Below are 15,886 nucleotides of genomic sequence, written 5' to 3'. Positions count from 1 at the left end.
TCATTGTGCCGTATGAACCTTGCTTGTGGCAGCACCGGCGCCGGCATGCCCGTTCGCCGTCTCGATGGCCTGGTCGAGGTCGGCAATGATGTCGCGAATGTCCTCGATGCCGACAGAGAGGCGCACAAGCTCGGGAGTCACTCCCGTCGCGGCCTGCTCTTCCACGGAAAGCTGCTGGTGGGTGGTCGAGGCGGGATGAATCACAAGCGACTTGGCATCGCCGATGTTGGCGACAAGCGAAAGAAGTTCCAACGAATCAATGAACTTCTTGCCTGCCTCGTATCCACCCTTGATACCGAACGTGATCAGCGCGCTCTGGCCGGTCGGCATGTACTTCTTCGCACGTGCGAAATAAGGACTGGACTCGAGGCCGGGATAGTTGACCCAATCCACGCCGGGATGCTGCTCAAGATGATGCGCAACGGCCAGCGCATTCTGAGAGTGACGCTCGATGCGGAGGTGGAGCGTCTCAATGCCCTGCAGCAGCAGAAAGGCGCTGTGCGGCGAGAGCGCGGCGCCGGTATCGCGCAATCCCTGGACACGCGCTTTGAGAATGAATGCCAGTGGCCCAAATGCCTCAGTGTAGGAAAGACCATGATAGGAGGGGTCCGGCTCGGTGAACTCCTTGAAACGGCCAGAGGCGGCCCAGTCGAATTTGCCCCCGTCCACGATGACGCCGCCGATGGTAGTGCCATGACCACCCAGAAACTTGGTGGCGGAATTGACGACAATGTCCGCACCCCACTCGATCGGACGGACCAGCGCGGGCGAGGCGCAGGTGTTGTCGATGACGAACGGTATGCCGCTTCCGTGGGCGATTGCCGCGAGTTTCTCGATGTCGGCAATGTCGAGCTTGGGATTGCCGAGCGTCTCGGTGTAGACCGCCTTGGTCTTCGCGTTAATCGCGGCGCGCAGCCCGTCGAAATCGTCCGCGTCCACAAAGCGCACGTTGATGCCAAGACGCGGCAGCGTGTAGTGGAAGAGGTTGTAGGTACCGCCATAGAGAGACGTCGTCGAGACAATCTCGTCGCCTGCTGCGGCGAGCGTGGTGATGATGAGGGTCTCGGCGGCCTGGCCGGATGCCGTCGCCAAACCCGCGGCGCCACCCTCCAGTGCCGCTACGCGCTTCTCAAGCACGTCCGTCGTCGGGTTCATGATGCGCGTGTAGATATTGCCGAATTCTTTCAGCGCAAACAGCCGCCCGGCGTGATCGGCGTCCTGAAACAGGTACGACGTGGTCTGGTAGATGGGGACGGCGCGGGAGCCGGTAGTGGGGTCGGGGGACTGGCCCGCGTGGACGGCGAGCGTGGCGAGGTGTTGCTTCTTCTCTTCAGACATCGTGATCTCCTTCGATTTCGTATCGTTTGAGGTGCGACGGAAGAGCTCTCGGGGAGCCGCACCTAAACCGGAAATGCAAAAGCCCGAATCCTGTTTTGGATCCGGGCCGCCTGGTTCTTGATCGGTTGCGACTAGCGCATTCGCCGCTCAGAAGCCACACGGATCGACCCGCATGCGCAACACATGCACATGGCCATGACCTCAATCCCGAGTTGCGCTGAGTTCAGCATTGAAGGCAGTATCGCGGAATGCGTATCGCGCTGTCAAACGTGAATTTGTAAGCAGATTGTCACTGAGAAGGGCGATTCGGACCCTGCATGCGCTCTACTCATCGGCCTTCCACACAAAGGCCGGTGCCCCATCCAAGCGCAGTCTCATCGCGCTTGGGTGGGAAAGCAACGCACCCGAAGGCTCGCTACTCATCCGCCTTCCAGACGTAGGCTCCCGGCTGCGACAATCCAATGTGCGCCAGCACGCGAAACGCGAACTGCCGCGCCATCTCGGTGGAATCCACCGGCTTGTTGTAGAACGCGGGAATCACAGGAAAGATGACCGCCCCTGCTTCGGCAGCAAGCGTCATGTTGCGCAGGTGGATGCGGTTGAACGGCGTCTCGCGCACGCAGAGCAGCAGCGGTCGCCGCTCCTTCAGCGTGACATCCGCGGCGCGCGCGATAAGCGAATTCGCAAGCCCGTTGGCGATGGCAGCCAGCGTGCCCATGGAGCAGGGAAGCACAATCATGCCGTGCGAGGGATAGCTTCCGCTGGCGATCGCAGCGCCAATGTCCGTGTCGGAATGCTGCGTGATTTTAGTGGTCGAAGCGTCAAGCAGCTTTTCAAGCAGGCCGGTACGCCCGGAGACGCCGAGTTCTTCGGCAATCACGCGCAGCGAATTCTCCGATGCAACAAAATGAACCCGCGCCACGCGTCCATCCGCTTCGAGGGCACGGAGCAATGCACGGCATAAAACGGCGCCGGATGCCCCGGTGATGGCAACGGTCAGATTTACGGCTTCCACGTGCAAGTTACCTTCCCCGAATTCCGCGCCGCGTCACGGCTGCGCAGGGGCTTTCTTTGAGTAGGTGGTGAGAAAAAGTTTTGCCCAGTTGTCACCTTGTTTCATTTCAAGCAGGAACGTAAGCGTATTGGCGCTCGGGCTTTCATAGGTTGCGCGCAGCACCGGCCCCGGACCGGAAGCGCCACTCAGCAGGACAAGTTTCTTTCCGGCAACTTCGCCGGTCAATTCGGTGGGATGAGTGGATGTGTCGTTAAACCACCACGCCGTGTATTTGCTCGATTGCTTGTCGAAAGAAATGAAGTGACGCGTGTCTGTAGGTTTGCCACCGGGCAGCGTAGTCGAAAGCATCTCGCAGACGTATCGCGCGGCAATACATTCTTCAATGCGGTCGCTGGCATCGCCCACCATTGCGGGCCCGCCCTGATTGTTGAACTCCTGCTTGCCGCTCCAATCGCCCTCCATGAATGCGAGCTTGTCCAGCGGGTTGGGCTGGTTTGACGTAGGGCCCCGTTGTTGGCCATGCGCCATCATCCCCGCGCACGCAATCAGCAGACAAGCAATGATCCTCATCGACCTCTCCTGTCGAGAGACAATATCAGATCAGGAGTCATGCCCGGCCCCGGCTCCTCAGTTCCCCTCGCCCTCGTAGTCCTCCAGCTTCCCTTCGTTCCACTCCTGCATCAACAACTCGTACGCCTCAGACTGCCCGCGCTTCTGCAGCCGCTTCCTCTCATCAAATGCCTGCTGATGCTCGCCCGCGCTCCACAGCAACCGAAACAACATGACCGATGATATTTCCGACTCCGGCGACAGCCGCACCGCCACGCGCCCATGCTCGATCGCCTCGCCATGCTTCCCCTGGCGCGACAGCACCCACCCGTAATAACTGTGCACCACCGACGCCTCGGGAAACTCCTCCACCAGCGCCTTCATCGACTGCTCCGCCTGTTCGAGCTCCTCATCGGCCGAGTCGATCACTTCCTGAATCGTGCCCAACACCCGCTCAGCCGCGTGATCCGGAATCTGGTTCACGCCTGGTCCTCCCCAAGCACCCATTCAGCCGCCGTATCCGGTATCTGGTTCATGATTACTCCCCGAGCACCCGTTCAGCCGACGTATCCGGTATCTGGTTCATGCCGATTCCTCCCGATGCACCCGTTCAGCCGCCGAATCTGAAATTTCATTCATGTCGATTACTCCGCGAGCCCCATTTCGGATGCTCCATCCCGATTCAAATAGCAATGAGGTTGCCAACCCGAATCTAATGCGCCGTAGGCGTAATGTTTGTTAGCCCCGCGCTTCAGCGTGGGGTGGGGTTCGCGTCCGTTCGATTGAATCAGTCCCGTAGGGACGGCTCTGCTTCCTATCACCCGAAAACGTAGCGCTCGTCGTATGCGATTCCACAATTGCGCAGAAGGGCGACAAATTCCTGCTCAAAATCGCGCTTGCGATGATGCTCCTCCTGATTCTGGATGTATCCTTTTACGATCTCAACCTGCGATGAACTGACGCTGAATGCTCCATACCCTTCCTGCCGGGAAAAGCCATCTCCCATCCATCGAGATGAACTTCCTTTCAGCTTTTGAACTGCATGGGCAAGGGAATGAGACGCCGGCAAAATAAATAGCAAATGAACATGGTTCGCCGTTCCACCTGCGGCGATCAACGAGAAGCCCTCGCCGTGTGCTATGCCGCCCATGTAGGCATAGAGTTCCGCTTTGCGGGCGGCAGGAATAAGGGAACGGCGATCTTTGGTGCTGAAAACACAATGAATGAAAATGTTCGCGTACGTGTGCGCCATGGTACACCGTCCCTACGGGACCCTAATTCTACAACTGAAATTCCTACCCCACGCGAAGCGCGGGGCTAGCAAACACTGCGCCTACGGCGCATCTCTCTGACCCGCCCACTACTCCCCGAGTACCCGCTTGAAGATCGCATCCACATTCCCCAACTGCCGCGTGTAATCGAACGTCTCTGCCAGCTTCTCCGTCGAGAGCAGCGTCGTGATCGCCGGTTCCTTCGCCACTTCATCCCGGAAGACAAGGTCGTCCTTCCAGGCGCGCATCGCATAGCTCTGCACGAGCCGATAAGCCTCTTCGCGCAGCATGCCGGCCTCCGCCAGATCAAGCAGTAACTGTCCTGAAAAGATGAGACCGCCCGTCGATTCCAGATTCTTCTTCATGCGCTCGGGGTAAACCAGCAGGCGGTCAATCAAATCCGTCGTCTTCGCCAGCAAATAATCAGCCAGAATCGTGGAGTCGGGAAAAATAATGCGCTCAACCGAAGAGTGCGAGATGTCGCGCTCGTGCCAGAGCGCGATATTCTCCAGCGCCGCCTGCGAATTCGACCGCAGCACACGCGCCAGCCCGCTGATTTGCTCCGAAGTAATCGGGTTCTTCTTGTGCGGCATGGCCGAGGAGCCCTTCTGCTTTTCGCTGAAGTACTCCTGCGCCTCGCGAACCTCGGTGCGCTGCAGATGCCGCACTTCGACAGCAATCTTGTCGAGCGTGCTGCCGATGATGGCTAAAGTGCCGATGAACGCCGCGTGTCGATCGCGCTGGATCACCTGCGTTGCTACCGGCGCCGGTCTCAGGCCGAGCCGCGCGCAGATGCGCTCTTCGTGCTCCGGCTTCAGGTGGCCGAAGGTACCCACAGCTCCAGACAGCTTGCCGACACGCATATCTTCTGCCGCGGCCTCGAAGCGCACGAGGTTGCGCTGCATCTCGGCATACCAGTTCAGCAGCTTGAGACCGAAGGTCGTAGGTTCGGCGTGGATGCCGTGCGTCCGCCCGATCGTGGGGGTGTGCTTGAACTCAATGGCCCGGCGTTTCAGAACAGCGAGAAGCGCTTCAATCCCCTTCTTGATCAGTTCCGACGCCTCTTTCACCTGCAGCGCCTGCGCAGTGTCCACGACGTCGTTTGAGGTGAGCCCGTAGTGCAGCCAGCGGGACTGCTCCCCGAGCCCATGCGCCTTGAGGCTTTCAGCGACCGCCGTGGTGAAGGCGATAACGTCGTGCTTCACTTCCGCTTCGATCTCATGAATGCGTTCCGCCGAAGCGCTGGCCTTATTCGCAATTGCGTCCGCGGCCCGCTGCGGAATGACGCCATCCTCGGCAAGCACGGAACTGGCCGCCGATTCTACCTGGAGCCAGCAGAGGTACTTGTTGTCCTCGGTCCAGATGCGGCCCATCAAGGGGCGGGTATAGCGCTTGATCAAAGGCAGGCTCCTCTAAATGGCCACCGCTGATGGCCGTCGCCAACTCTTGATTGTACGAGGTCCAAGCGCCTGCAACCTGTCTCCCCGGGAGTCGCTTCTACTTACGCCTCATACACAAAGAGGTGTCATTCTTCTTACGCCTCATACATAAAGGGGCGTCATTCTACTTACGCCTCATACATAAAGAGGTGTCATTCTGAGTGAAAGGGGCCCCAAACGTACTTCCGTTTGGGGGTGGTGAGCGAAGAATCTGCTTTTTGTTTCTCGCTCCCTATTTTGATTGCACCTCTCGCACATCCTAACGCCGTGATGCCGGGCAAGCTGTCTAGAACTGGTTGTATAGATAGGTCTTTGAAAGGGCACGGCTTTAGCCGTGCCGCCAGGGGCGCTTAAAAGCTTGGGCTTTAGCCCCTGAGGAGTTTCTTCTAGCTGTTCAAGATGGTTTATGCAACCAGCTCTAGCCGCGGGGAATCCCGAAGCGTTTGTGCAGCTCGTCGTACAGCAGTCCGCGGCCCGGTTTGTAAGGCTGAAACCACTCGCCGTCGATGACCAGTTGGGGGATAGCCCGCTTGCCCACGTGCCGCACAACCTCGGCTGAGGCGGCCGGATCTAGATCGACATTAATCTCTGTGTATTCGATCCCGTGCGTTTCAAGAAACTGCTTTGCTGCCCGGCAATCCCTGCACCAGGCAGCGGTGTAGACCTGAACCTTCATACCTCGATTCTACTTTCTCGAGTACGATCTTTTGTGTGACGGCTGACCAAATAAAAACCCTGCTCAATCTGGCTCCCCATCCGGTGGAAGGCGGCTATTTCCGGCGCACCTTTACCTCGGCGGCCAACGTAGAGCTTCCACGCGGAACCCGTCCGCAAGGCACCGCGATCTATTACCTGCTGGAAGCGGGCACGTTTTCAGAAATGCACGTGCTCGACTCGGACGAGATGTTTCATTTCTACCTCGGCGATCCCGTGGAGATGCTGCAGCTCTACCCCGATGGGCGCTCTGCGCTTTTCACTCTTGGATCGGATATGGAAGCCGGGCAGCACGTTCAGGTCCTCGTTCCGGCAGGGGTCTGGCAGGGAATGCGACTGATCGGGAACGGTAAATGGGCGCTGCTGGGATGCACGGTGGTGCCCGGTTTCAACTACGCCGACTATCACAACGCAAGCTATGCCGAGCTCGCGGAGAAGTGGCCCTCAGAGAAAGAACGGATAAAGGCATTGACCCGGAGTTGAGTCCGATGGGTGTCTCTTTGCCTGAGAATTGGCGAGACTGCCAACCCGATAACCTTCACGCCGATGTCAAGCTCCTCGCGACCTCGTTCCACGCTAACCGGTTGATTTTAAAAACACAATTCTTCTCCGAGATATTGCCGGTAATTAACCATCCTCGGCGCATAATGAATTCAAGGTCGAATGTGATCCGCATGCAGGCAATGTGGAATGCGCGCGTCGATCCCGGGATGCGGGACAAAATCGGCAGCCAGGGACGAAAAGTAACCCCTAAGTCATTTGCCAAGAACACTTTGCATGTTAAGTTCAATTGACAGAGGACTTAAAGGAGAGGCCCCTCCGTAACCTCTTTGACAAGAAGACTTTGCTCAAAAGGCCGCCAAAAATTATTTCGCGCAACCATTCGGTTGCATATCGCCTTACTCGCGGTCACTTCCCGCAACCGCTTCCATCGAAACCTGCGAACCGGTCCAGTGCACCGTCTCAGAAACTGCCCCTAGCGCCGGTCCCGAAAAAAGCTGCGCAGTAATTCAGCGGATTGTTCGCCAAGCACTCCATGCTGCACCAGCATCTCGTGGTTGAGTTGCGGGTGGTTGATCACCGAGAGTACCGATCCGCATGCTCCCGCTTTCGGGTCGGCGGCCGCGTACACCAGCCGGTCGAGACGCGCGTGAATCATGGCCCCCGCGCACATGGCGCATGGCTCCAGCGTGACAAAGAGCGTGGTGCCGTTGAGGCGGTAATTGCCGAAGGTGCGCGCAGCCTGACGTATCGCGACGATCTCGGCGTGGGCGGTGGGGTCGCTGGTGCGAATCACAGAGTTCTGTCCCCGCGCGACCATCTCGCCTCGAGAAACGATCACGGCGCCAATCGGCACTTCACCGGCCGCATTGGCTTTGCGCGCTTCGGAGAGGGCTTCTCGCATCGCTTCGAGGTCGGAAATCATGCCTAGAATGGTACGGCAAAATAATCCGCTCGTCCCGCCGAATTGTTCCCTGGCAGTTACCAGCGCATCCGTAGCTGCTGCCTCGGCGACAAGGGCGGGCGGACCCCTATCGATGCTTGAGCGGCGTGGCTGCAGGTTGTTGCTGTGTCATACAGTGCAGCGTCCCCAGCCCCCACACGAGATCGACAGCATAAATACCGATCACCTCGCGATCGGGAAAAAGTTCTGCAAGAATGCCAAGCGCGACGCGGTCGTTGGGATCGTGAAACGTAGGAACCAAAACCAATCCATTTGCGACGTAGAAGTTGGCGTAGCTGGCTGGAAGGCGCTGATCGCGAAAAACGACAGGACGCGGAAGCGGCAACTCAACGAGCGTGAATTGCTTGCCTTCGGCAGTGCGTGCGGCTTTGAGACGTGCGAGATTTTCGGCCAATGGTTCGTGGTTGGCGTCCTTCGTGTTCGGTTCGACGGCGGTCACGATCGTCACCGGCCCGACAAAGCGCGTGATGTCGTCCACGTGCCCGTGCGTGTCGTCGCCGGCGATTCCCCGTCCCAGCCAGACCACCTGCTCGATGCCGAGGTAGTCGCGGAATGCGCTCTCGAGCCGTTCGCGGCTCACCCCGGGATTGCGCTGCTGGACTTCGCTGAGCAGGCACTCTTCGGTCGTCAGCAGGATGCCCTGGCCGTTGGTATCAATGGACCCGCCTTCGAGGACGAGCCTGCGCTGCTCACCCGCAAGGTCGATACTTGGCTGCCATTGCGGCAGTCCGAGCAACTCAGCCACGCGATCGGGAACCTGGTCGTCAAGATGCCAGTCCGGATACTTGGCCCACGCGTTGAAGCCCCAGTTCGTCATTGCGACCTGACCTTGAGAATTGCGGACAAAGATCGGCCCAGAGTCCCGTGTCCAGACGCGGTCTGTCGGCCATTGATGAAAGCTGACGTTGTCAAGGTTGACGTGGGCACGCTTAAGAATGCCCGTCGCGCGATGTTGCTCCTTCTCATCCTGCACCAGCAGATGAACCCGTTCGTGTGCCGCAAGCAGGCGGACGATCTCCGCATAGAGCCATGGAATCGCCTGAAACTTCCCCGGCCAGTCCTCCGGATTGTGAGGCCAAGCCAGCCAGGTCGCCTCGTGCGGCTCCCATTCGGCAGGCATGCGGTAGCCAAGTTCGCGCGGAGTCTGGGTAGACATTCTTACTTGCCGTCTCCGAAACCAGGATCGAGAAAGCGGCTGGTGATGGGCGCATAGGCGTCAATGCGGCGGTCGCGCAGGAAAGGCCAGTTGCGCCGCGTGTCTTCAAGCAGCGCAAGGTCGACCTCGCCGATCAGGATTTCCTCCTCCTCGTGCGAAGCCTTTGCAATGATGCGGCCAAAGGGATCGGCAAGAAAGCTGCCGCCCCAGAACTCCAGGCCTGGCCCGCTGGCGCGATTGCCGCGAATGTCGCCGGTCTCGTGCCCCACGCGATTCACACCGGCCACGTAGACTCCGTTGGCGATGGCGTGGCCGCGCTGGATCGTCTGCCACGCGTCATATTGCGCCGCGCCGAACTCTTCTTTCTCTGCCGGGTGCCAGCCGATGGCCGTCGGATAAAACAGCACTTCGGCGCCTTGCAAAGCTGTAAGGCGAGCGCCTTCGGGATACCACTGGTCCCAGCAGACGAGGGTCCCAACACGACCAAACGCCGTATCGACAGCCTTGAAACCGAGATCGCCCGGCGCGAAATAGAACTTCTCGTAGTAGAGCGGATCGTCGGGAATGTGCATCTTGCGGTAGACGCTAATGATGCTTCCGTGGTGCCCGAGCGTGACGGCGGTGTTGTGGTAAAGGCCGGGGGCGCGGCGCTCGAACAGCGAAGCGACGATCACTACCCGGTTTTCCATTGCAACTTCGGCGAGTCTCGTCGTCGTCGGACCTGGAATCGGCTCTGCCAGATCGAACAACTTGATGTCTTCGCGCTGGCAGAAATACTGAGCACGAAAAAGCTCGGGCAGGCAGACGATGTTTGCCCCTCGTTTCGCCGCATCACGGATGTGCACGATTGCCGACTCAAGATTTACGTCGGGATCGGGGCCCATCCGCATCTGCACCAGGCCGACTTTGTATTTGCGAGCATTTTCCATGGTTACGATGATTCCTCTGTGGCAATTCTTTTTAGTACTCCACGCGACAAGGCCAACCCCGCCTCGCGGGATTGGCCTCAATTCCGCCGCATACAATGCCTACTCTTCAAGAATCAGGACTGCGGCTGCAATGGTCGTTGTCCACAGGCCACGCTTATCGCCAACGGCCGACTGCGTCACATTGCTGGTGCGCACAATCTTGTTGGAGATGCGGTAGATCTCTTTCTTCTCGTCCCAACTCTTATCCGGGTCAAAATCCACGTCGAGCGTAGTGGCCAGCATCTCGGCGGCCAACTCTTCCGCGTACTCGCCCGCCTGCTCTTCGGTTTCCCCGAAGCTGTGATGCTCACTGAGATAACCGTAAGTGTCGCGATCTGCCGGAATGGCAACACCAATGCTTGAAACGACAAGGCGGTGCGGTTCGCGAGTTGAATTCTCGGCGATGACGGCGAAAACGACCTCACCATGATCGAGGTATTTGAGGCCTTCCTTGCGTGAAACAACTTTGCAGCGAGGCGGAAAAATGGACGAGACGCGCACCAGGTTCTGCGAAGCAATGCCGGCATCCCGAAGGGCCAACTCAAACGAGGTCAAACGTTCCTTGTGTTTGCCTACGCCCTTGGTGAAAAAAAGCTTCTTCGGGACCATGTTTTTTCCCAATTTCTATGTATCCTCCGTCAGTTGGCGATGACTGAATTTGCAGCTGTTCCCGCCTGAGTTTATCGCAAATTGACGCGTAAGTGCAGTGCGGGTGACGATTTAATCCCTCGTTCATGCCCCGGGAGCCGGGAACGTTACGGTTGAGTGCCGAAATGCCGTTCTTCCCACGGCGATTTGAGCTTCTTTGCCGTTTGAGCGGAACTTTTCCCGGACTGCAGCGTTTGAACAGGAATGAAGCTGTCTTTGGTTCTCGGCATTTCTGTGCTCAGCGCGACGCTGGGCTGTGCACTGGCTGTAGCTCAGGAATACATGGCTCCTTCCGGGCCTCCTCCGGTTCGAACAGCGAATCCCGACGCAGATCCTGTGCCGCTGGAATGGGTACCGCCGGCGCTAGCTCAACTCAGTTCGGAAGCGCCGGTGAAGTCAAGCTTCACCCTCGACCGGACCATGCTTGGCCTGGCGGCGGGGCTGGTTCCGGATTCGGATGCGCCGACGCGACAGGCGATCAACAAGCTTGACGGCGTGAGTGTCCACACCATGCGCTTCAACGAAGCCGGAATCCCCGATGAAAGCGCGGTCGAGGCAATTCGCGCTTCGTATCACCTGCGGGGATGGAAGCATCTGGTGACGACATCGGACCACGGTGGCCCACTGCATAACGGAACGACCGACGTGTGGGTCGTTCTGGATGGTGCGAATGTGCGCGGGGCGGTGGTGCTGGCCGAAACTCCGAGAAGCCTGACGCTGGTCACGGTGGCCGGCAATCTGAGCCCGGTAGACCTGATGCACCTGCGTGGACATTTCGGCATTCCGCGGCTCGATGCGGACGACTTCAGGAACGCGCCGGTGCAGTAGTACACATTCGAGCACGCTCGCAGAGCGGATGCGGAAATACGCTTGGGCGCGATTTTGCGTCTCTTTGCGCGACTCCGGTCACATTGCCACGCATAATTTGCAGGTGTTAGCCTTCCTTACAGCGTATCGAGGGAAGGAACTCCAGAAAACAAATGCAAAAGACCTACAACGGGCTGGAATTGCCGCAGAACGGCCAGCCCATCGAGTACAGCCACGGCCAATATCAGGTTCCCGACAATCCCATCATTCCATTTATCGAAGGCGACGGCACCGGACGCGACATCTGGAAGGCCTCGCAGCGCGTCTTTGATGCCGCGGTCGAAAAGGCTTACGGCGGCAAGCGCAAAATCGCATGGTTCGAGATTTTCGCGGGAGAAAAGGCCTTTCGCCAGTTCAACACCTGGCTGCCGGACGACTCCGTCAGCGCTGCGCGGGACCTGCGTGTCTCCATCAAGGGGCCACTCACGACACCCGTGGGCGGAGGAATTCGGTCCTTGAATGTTGCGCTTCGCCAATTGCTCGACCTGTACGCCTGTGTGCGGCCCGTCAAGTACTACCAGGGCGTACCCAGCCCGGTGAAGCATCCCGAAAAGGTCGACATCGTTATCTTCCGCGAGAATACCGAAGACGTGTACTCGGGCATTGAGTTCAAACAGGGCAGTGCGGATGCGGGACGCATCATCGAGTTCATCAATGACGACCTGCTCAAGGGCACGAAGAAAAAGATCCGCTCCGATTCGGGCGTCGGCATCAAGCCAATCTCGATCTTCGGAACCAAGCGCCTCGTCCGCTATGCCATTCGCCAGGCGCTCGAGATGGGTCGCAAGACCGTCACGCTGGTGCACAAGGGCAATATCCAGAAGTTCACCGAAGGCGCATTCCGCGAGTGGGGATACGAGGTTGCGGTCGAAGAATTCCGCGACCAGACAGTGACCGAACGGGAAAGCTGGATCCTCGGCAACGTCGATGCAAACCCCAGCATCACCGTCGAAGAGAACGCCGCATTGATCGAGCCCGGCCTCGAGTTTGGCAACCAGGCGTTTCGCGATGCTCTCTGCGCTGAGATCAAGGGCGTCCTCGATTCCATCGGGAAGACACACGGCAAAGGCGCGTGGAAGAACAAAATTCTCATTAACGATCGCATCGCCGACTCCATCTTCCAGCAGATCATCATCCGCCCGTCGGACTACAGCATTCTCGCGACGACCAACCTGAACGGCGACTACATTTCAGATGCGGCGGCGGCGCAGGTAGGCGGGCTGGGCATCGCGCCCGGTGCAAACATCGGCGACGGTTACGCGGTTTTCGAAGCGACGCACGGCACCGCTCCAAAGTATGCCGACAAGGATGTCATCAATCCAGGGTCGGTGATTCTCTCCGGCGTGATGATGCTCGACTTCATAGGCTGGAAAGAAACAGCCAAGATGATTGAAGGCGCAATGGAGAAGACCATCCAGCAGAAGTTCGTAACCTACGACTTTGAACGGCAGACGGCTGGCGCAACCAAGGTGGGCACCAGCGAGTTTGCAACGCGCATCATCGGAAACATGTAGAAGCAGTTTTCAGTTGTCAGTCTTCGGAAGTCAGTTTTGGCTTGTTACATTTCAGTTGTTAGATTTCAATGACCAGTTTTGAAAGGGCACGACTCGGGGTACCCTCTGGGTCGCGTGTCACAGATATCCAATAAAGCAACGTGGCTTTAGCCCCCGAGGGACAGGGACATTGCCCAAGTGGAGAAAAGAAAAATGCGTAAAAAAGTAAGTATTGTGGGCGCCGGCAACGTAGGCGCTACGGCAGCACACTGGATTGCGGCCAAGGAGCTGGCCGACGTGGTGCTGATTGATGTTGTGGAAGGCGTGCCGCAAGGCAAGGCACTGGATTTACTGGAAGCCATGCCCATCGAGAAGCGCGACGTGCACGTCACCGGATCCAATGATTACGCTGCGACGGCGAACTCCGACATCGTTGTGATCACGGCCGGCATTCCGCGGAAACCCGGCATGAGCCGCGACGACTTGTTGCACACGAATTTCAAGATCATGTCGGACGTGGTTGCGAAAGTGGTTGCGCAGTCGCCCGAATGCATTCTGATCATCGTCTCAAATCCCCTGGATGCCATGGCGCAGACAGCGTTCCGCCAAGCAGGATTCAATCGCGAGCGCGTCATCGGTATGGCAGGGGTGCTCGACTCGGCCCGCTTTCGCACCTTTATCGCGGAAGAACTCAATGTCAGCGTGGAGAATGTGACGGCATTTGTGCTCGGCGGCCATGGCGACACCATGGTTCCTCTCGCGCGGTATTCGACGGTTGCCGGCATTCCAATTACAGAGCTCATTGCACCCGACCGGCTGGAGCAGCTTGTGCAGAGGACCCGCGACGGCGGCGCTGAAATCGTGAAATACCTCAAGACCGGCAGCGCCTACTATGCTCCCTCCGCGGCTGCGGTTGAAATGGTGGAAGCGATTCTGAAGGACAAGAAGAAGATTCTCCCCTGCGCGGCCTACCTGCAGGGCGAATATGGCATTGACGGCTTTTATATCGGCGTTCCCTGCAAGCTCGGCGCCGCGGGCCTTGAAAAGATCATCGAAATCAAGCTCACGCCCGAAGAGGACGCTGCCCTGAAAAAGAGCGCGGCCGCCGTCAAGGAGCTGTGCGCGGTCATCGGCGTGTAGATTTGCTTCAACAGGTTTGCTTCGCATGCAAAGGGGCCACTTCTCAAGGAGTGGCCTTTTTGCATGGTGCGAGCTTCGTCAGAAGCTACCTCTTCAGGAAATCGACCGCAACAGGCCCGATCTTGTCGGCGCATTCGTTGGGCGCGAGATGTCCGCAACCGGAAATCACGGTCCACTGCGACTGACGAATGAGCTGGTGTATCTTCTCGCCTTCGCTCAGCGGAGTGATTTGATCAACCTCGCCCCACACAATCAATACCGGCATTTTGAGACTGGGCAGCAACTTATCTGTTGTGTCGCGCCCGGTCAGCATCGAGTCCATCGCCCGATGGACGATCCACGCATGTTTGCGAGATGTGCGCAGAATATCTCTTGCGACGAATCCAGGCACGTGGGGCGGATGAGGCATGAGCAGCGCGTCTAGTTTGTCGAGCTCTGCGGCAGTGCCGGGCGTGAACAGGCTTGTGGCCCAGTCGGGCTTCACGTAGAGACCGGCGCTGTCAAACAATATCAGCCTGCGCACCCGCTCCGGATGATCCGCGGCGACAAGCTGCACAATCCAGCCGCCCATCGACCAGCCACCGAGGTCAACCTGCTTCAAACCGAGCGCGTCAACAAAGCCCAGGACAATCTTCGCTTCATCGCTGACTGAATAGGAAAAGTCCGTCGGCTTGTCACTTTGGCCATAACCGGGAAGATCGGGCAGGTATACGCGATACCCTGCCATTGCCAGTTGCGGCGCGAGTTTCTCCCAATCCTCGGCGCGGCCTCCAAGGCCATGCACCAGGACGACGACCGGACCGTCTGACGGTCCCAGCGCATAGTAGTGAACGCGATAGCCATCGACCACCGTAAAGCGGCTTTTCGCTCCGGCGAAAAGCATTTCCGCTTTCGAGAATTCAAAAAAGAAATCAAGAGGATGCCGCCAGAATTCCAAACCCAGGGTTGCAATCAGAACGAGAAGAGCGAAAGCAATCCATTTAAGTTTCTGCTTCAACGTTGCTCCTGTTGGGCACGATTCAACTCTCTGGCTCGCTGCCAGCCAACCTCAATTACGCGCACGGTAATGGCATCGAGTGCCAGCGCGCTGTGGCTGTTCCACTCCGCCCGTTCTACCCAGCGCACGGCATCCGCATCCGATGCCGCATGCAAAGAGCCCCCAACCACGCGGCAAAGGTAGTCGGCAATTACGTAGTGATATTGCACTCGCTCACCGTCCGGACCGCCCACTCGCTGGACGCGATCAATGATTTCGACCAATTCGATGGCTTCCACGACGAGGCCGGTTTCCTCCAGTACCTCGCGAGCAACGCCTTCGGCCAGCGACTCTCCCAGTTCCAGAATGCCGCCGGGCAGGGACCACTTCCCTTTCAAGGGTTCGTGGCCTCGTTGCACCAGTAAGACGCGCTCTCGGTCCACGACGACCGCGCCAACTCCGACAATCGGAGCCTGGGGGAATTCACGCTGCAGGACGTTTGCCATCATCTCTGCTTCTACCATAGACCGCGCTTCAACACTTGCGTAACCAGCCAAAACCGTTCGGCTCTGCTTCTTGCGGGGCTGCATCGATTCGCTGCGAGTATCATCAAAGCAAACAGGAGAACATGATGGCGGAGTTCATACTGCGCATCGATGGCATGCATTGCGGCTCATGCGTCCGGCGCGTAACCCAGGCCTTGAATTCCATCGGGGGCGTGGAAGTTGAAGAGGTACGCATTGGGGCTGCCAGATTGAAGTCGTCCGACGAGACACCGCCCGTGGATGCCGCGATAGCTGCGCTCGCCAAGGTCGGCTTCAGCGCACGATTGGAGCAATAAGCCGCA

The 15,886-nt window shown here is 58.4% G+C and carries 19 protein-coding genes; 6 read left to right on the top strand and 13 right to left on the bottom strand.

Features of this window, described 5'->3' with window-relative positions:
- From WCA10_RS08920 to WCA10_RS08890, 7 genes are all read right to left on the bottom strand, one after another.
- The gene (locus WCA10_RS08920; RefSeq protein WP_472822154.1) at positions 1–1,338 is read right to left on the bottom strand and encodes a homocysteine synthase; all 1,338 of its coding nucleotides are present in this window, start codon (positions 1,336–1,338) and stop codon (positions 1–3) included.
- A gap of 415 nt (positions 1,339–1,753) precedes the next feature.
- Positions 1,754–2,353, bottom strand: a complete 600-nt coding sequence (locus WCA10_RS08915) for a UbiX family flavin prenyltransferase (protein WP_472822153.1) — start codon at positions 2,351–2,353, stop codon at positions 1,754–1,756.
- 33 nt (positions 2,354–2,386) lie between these two features.
- Positions 2,387–2,923, bottom strand: coding sequence for a DUF1579 family protein (locus tag WCA10_RS08910; protein ID WP_472822152.1), 537 nt, complete (start codon positions 2,921–2,923; stop codon positions 2,387–2,389).
- 57 nt (positions 2,924–2,980) lie between these two features.
- Positions 2,981–3,385: a tetratricopeptide repeat protein gene (locus WCA10_RS08905; RefSeq protein WP_472822151.1), complete on the bottom strand. Its 405-nt coding sequence runs from the start codon at positions 3,383–3,385 to the stop codon at positions 2,981–2,983.
- A gap of 334 nt (positions 3,386–3,719) precedes the next feature.
- The gene (gene tnpA / locus WCA10_RS08900) at positions 3,720–4,154 is read right to left on the bottom strand and encodes an IS200/IS605 family transposase (protein WP_472822150.1); all 435 of its coding nucleotides are present in this window, start codon (positions 4,152–4,154) and stop codon (positions 3,720–3,722) included.
- 108 nt (positions 4,155–4,262) lie between these two features.
- The gene (purB, locus tag WCA10_RS08895) at positions 4,263–5,573 is read right to left on the bottom strand and encodes an adenylosuccinate lyase (protein WP_472822149.1); all 1,311 of its coding nucleotides are present in this window, start codon (positions 5,571–5,573) and stop codon (positions 4,263–4,265) included.
- Between the two features lie 457 nt (positions 5,574–6,030).
- Positions 6,031–6,288, bottom strand: coding sequence for a glutaredoxin family protein (locus tag WCA10_RS08890; RefSeq protein ID WP_472822148.1), 258 nt, complete (start codon positions 6,286–6,288; stop codon positions 6,031–6,033).
- A 35-nt stretch (positions 6,289–6,323) separates the two neighbouring features.
- Here WCA10_RS08890 and WCA10_RS08885 point away from each other — a divergent pair, with 35 nt between their 5' ends.
- Both WCA10_RS08885 and WCA10_RS08880 read left to right on the top strand, forming a co-directional pair.
- A complete protein-coding gene (locus WCA10_RS08885; protein WP_472822147.1) occupies positions 6,324–6,809 on the top strand; it encodes a cupin domain-containing protein in 486 nt (161 codons plus the stop codon).
- A 5-nt stretch (positions 6,810–6,814) separates the two neighbouring features.
- Complete coding sequence (locus tag WCA10_RS08880) at positions 6,815–7,120, top strand: hypothetical protein (protein WP_472822146.1); 306 nt, start codon at positions 6,815–6,817, stop codon at positions 7,118–7,120.
- Positions 7,121–7,302: 182 nt separating this feature from the next.
- Here the strand turns inward: WCA10_RS08880 and tadA are convergent, their stop codons facing one another.
- The 4 genes from tadA to WCA10_RS08860 all read right to left on the bottom strand — a co-directional run bounded on the left by tadA (position 7,303) and on the right by WCA10_RS08860 (position 10,524).
- Entirely contained in the window at positions 7,303–7,752 is a 450-nt protein-coding gene (gene tadA / locus WCA10_RS08875) for a tRNA adenosine(34) deaminase TadA (RefSeq protein WP_472822145.1), read from the bottom strand.
- 106 nt (positions 7,753–7,858) lie between these two features.
- Positions 7,859–8,947, bottom strand: a complete 1,089-nt coding sequence (locus tag WCA10_RS08870) for an agmatine deiminase family protein (protein ID WP_472822144.1) — start codon at positions 8,945–8,947, stop codon at positions 7,859–7,861.
- 2 nt (positions 8,948–8,949) lie between these two features.
- A complete protein-coding gene (locus WCA10_RS08865) occupies positions 8,950–9,876 on the bottom strand; it encodes a carbon-nitrogen hydrolase (protein WP_472822143.1) in 927 nt (308 codons plus the stop codon).
- A 99-nt stretch (positions 9,877–9,975) separates the two neighbouring features.
- Positions 9,976–10,524, bottom strand: coding sequence for a pyruvoyl-dependent arginine decarboxylase (locus tag WCA10_RS08860; protein WP_472812360.1), 549 nt, complete (start codon positions 10,522–10,524; stop codon positions 9,976–9,978).
- 243 nt (positions 10,525–10,767) lie between these two features.
- Here WCA10_RS08860 and WCA10_RS08855 point away from each other — a divergent pair, with 243 nt between their 5' ends.
- From WCA10_RS08855 to mdh, 3 genes are all read left to right on the top strand, one after another.
- Positions 10,768–11,391, top strand: a complete 624-nt coding sequence (locus WCA10_RS08855; protein ID WP_472822142.1) for a DUF4252 domain-containing protein — start codon at positions 10,768–10,770, stop codon at positions 11,389–11,391.
- Between the two features lie 152 nt (positions 11,392–11,543).
- A complete protein-coding gene (locus WCA10_RS08850; RefSeq protein WP_472822141.1) occupies positions 11,544–12,944 on the top strand; it encodes an NADP-dependent isocitrate dehydrogenase in 1,401 nt (466 codons plus the stop codon).
- Between the two features lie 192 nt (positions 12,945–13,136).
- Positions 13,137–14,063 (top strand): malate dehydrogenase, encoded by a 927-nt coding sequence (mdh, locus tag WCA10_RS08845; protein WP_472822140.1) that lies wholly within the window; start codon positions 13,137–13,139, stop codon positions 14,061–14,063.
- An 85-nt stretch (positions 14,064–14,148) separates the two neighbouring features.
- Here mdh and WCA10_RS08840 read toward each other — a convergent pair whose 3' ends face one another.
- Both WCA10_RS08840 and WCA10_RS08835 read right to left on the bottom strand, forming a co-directional pair.
- Positions 14,149–15,060 carry an alpha/beta fold hydrolase gene (locus WCA10_RS08840; protein WP_472822139.1) on the bottom strand — a complete coding sequence of 304 codons (912 nt, stop codon included), beginning with the start codon at positions 15,058–15,060 and terminating at the stop codon, positions 14,149–14,151.
- Positions 15,057–15,563: an NUDIX hydrolase gene (locus WCA10_RS08835; protein WP_472822138.1), complete on the bottom strand. Its 507-nt coding sequence runs from the start codon at positions 15,561–15,563 to the stop codon at positions 15,057–15,059. The genes WCA10_RS08840 and WCA10_RS08835 overlap by 4 nt, the downstream gene beginning before the upstream one ends.
- A 104-nt stretch (positions 15,564–15,667) precedes the next feature.
- Between WCA10_RS08835 and WCA10_RS08830 the strand changes: the two genes are divergently transcribed.
- Positions 15,668–15,880, top strand: a complete 213-nt coding sequence (locus WCA10_RS08830; protein ID WP_472822137.1) for a heavy-metal-associated domain-containing protein — start codon at positions 15,668–15,670, stop codon at positions 15,878–15,880.
- The last annotated feature ends 6 nt before the right edge of the window (positions 15,881–15,886 follow it).

The sequence above is a fragment of the Occallatibacter sp. genome (genome assembly GCF_049582745.1).
Classification (GTDB): Bacteria; Acidobacteriota; Terriglobia; order Terriglobales; family Acidobacteriaceae; genus Telmatobacter.
This window is presented reverse-complemented; position numbering and strand designations above follow the sequence as displayed.

Bases quoted from the DNA above. Each gene is read 5' to 3' on its own strand.
- WCA10_RS08865 (WP_472822143.1), bottom strand. From the start codon at position 9,876: ATGGAAAATGCTCGCAAATACAAAGTCGGCCTGGTGCAGATGCGGATG.
- tnpA (WP_472822150.1), bottom strand. From the start codon at position 4,154: ATGGCGCACACGTACGCGAACATTTTCATTCATTGTGTTTTCAGCACC.
- WCA10_RS08850 (WP_472822141.1), top strand. From the start codon at position 11,544: ATGCAAAAGACCTACAACGGGCTGGAATTGCCGCAGAACGGCCAGCCC.
- mdh (WP_472822140.1), top strand. From the start codon at position 13,137: ATGCGTAAAAAAGTAAGTATTGTGGGCGCCGGCAACGTAGGCGCTACG.
- WCA10_RS08890 (WP_472822148.1), bottom strand. From the start codon at position 6,288: ATGAAGGTTCAGGTCTACACCGCTGCCTGGTGCAGGGATTGCCGGGCA.
- WCA10_RS08910 (WP_472822152.1), bottom strand. From the start codon at position 2,923: ATGAGGATCATTGCTTGTCTGCTGATTGCGTGCGCGGGGATGATGGCG.
- WCA10_RS08830 (WP_472822137.1), top strand. From the start codon at position 15,668: ATGATGGCGGAGTTCATACTGCGCATCGATGGCATGCATTGCGGCTCA.
- WCA10_RS08870 (WP_472822144.1), bottom strand. From the start codon at position 8,947: ATGTCTACCCAGACTCCGCGCGAACTTGGCTACCGCATGCCTGCCGAA.
- WCA10_RS08860 (WP_472812360.1), bottom strand. From the start codon at position 10,524: ATGGTCCCGAAGAAGCTTTTTTTCACCAAGGGCGTAGGCAAACACAAG.
- WCA10_RS08880 (WP_472822146.1), top strand. From the start codon at position 6,815: ATGGGTGTCTCTTTGCCTGAGAATTGGCGAGACTGCCAACCCGATAAC.
- WCA10_RS08835 (WP_472822138.1), bottom strand. From the start codon at position 15,563: ATGGTAGAAGCAGAGATGATGGCAAACGTCCTGCAGCGTGAATTCCCC.
- tadA (WP_472822145.1), bottom strand. From the start codon at position 7,752: ATGATTTCCGACCTCGAAGCGATGCGAGAAGCCCTCTCCGAAGCGCGC.
- WCA10_RS08920 (WP_472822154.1), bottom strand. From the start codon at position 1,338: ATGTCTGAAGAGAAGAAGCAACACCTCGCCACGCTCGCCGTCCACGCG.
- WCA10_RS08855 (WP_472822142.1), top strand. From the start codon at position 10,768: ATGAAGCTGTCTTTGGTTCTCGGCATTTCTGTGCTCAGCGCGACGCTG.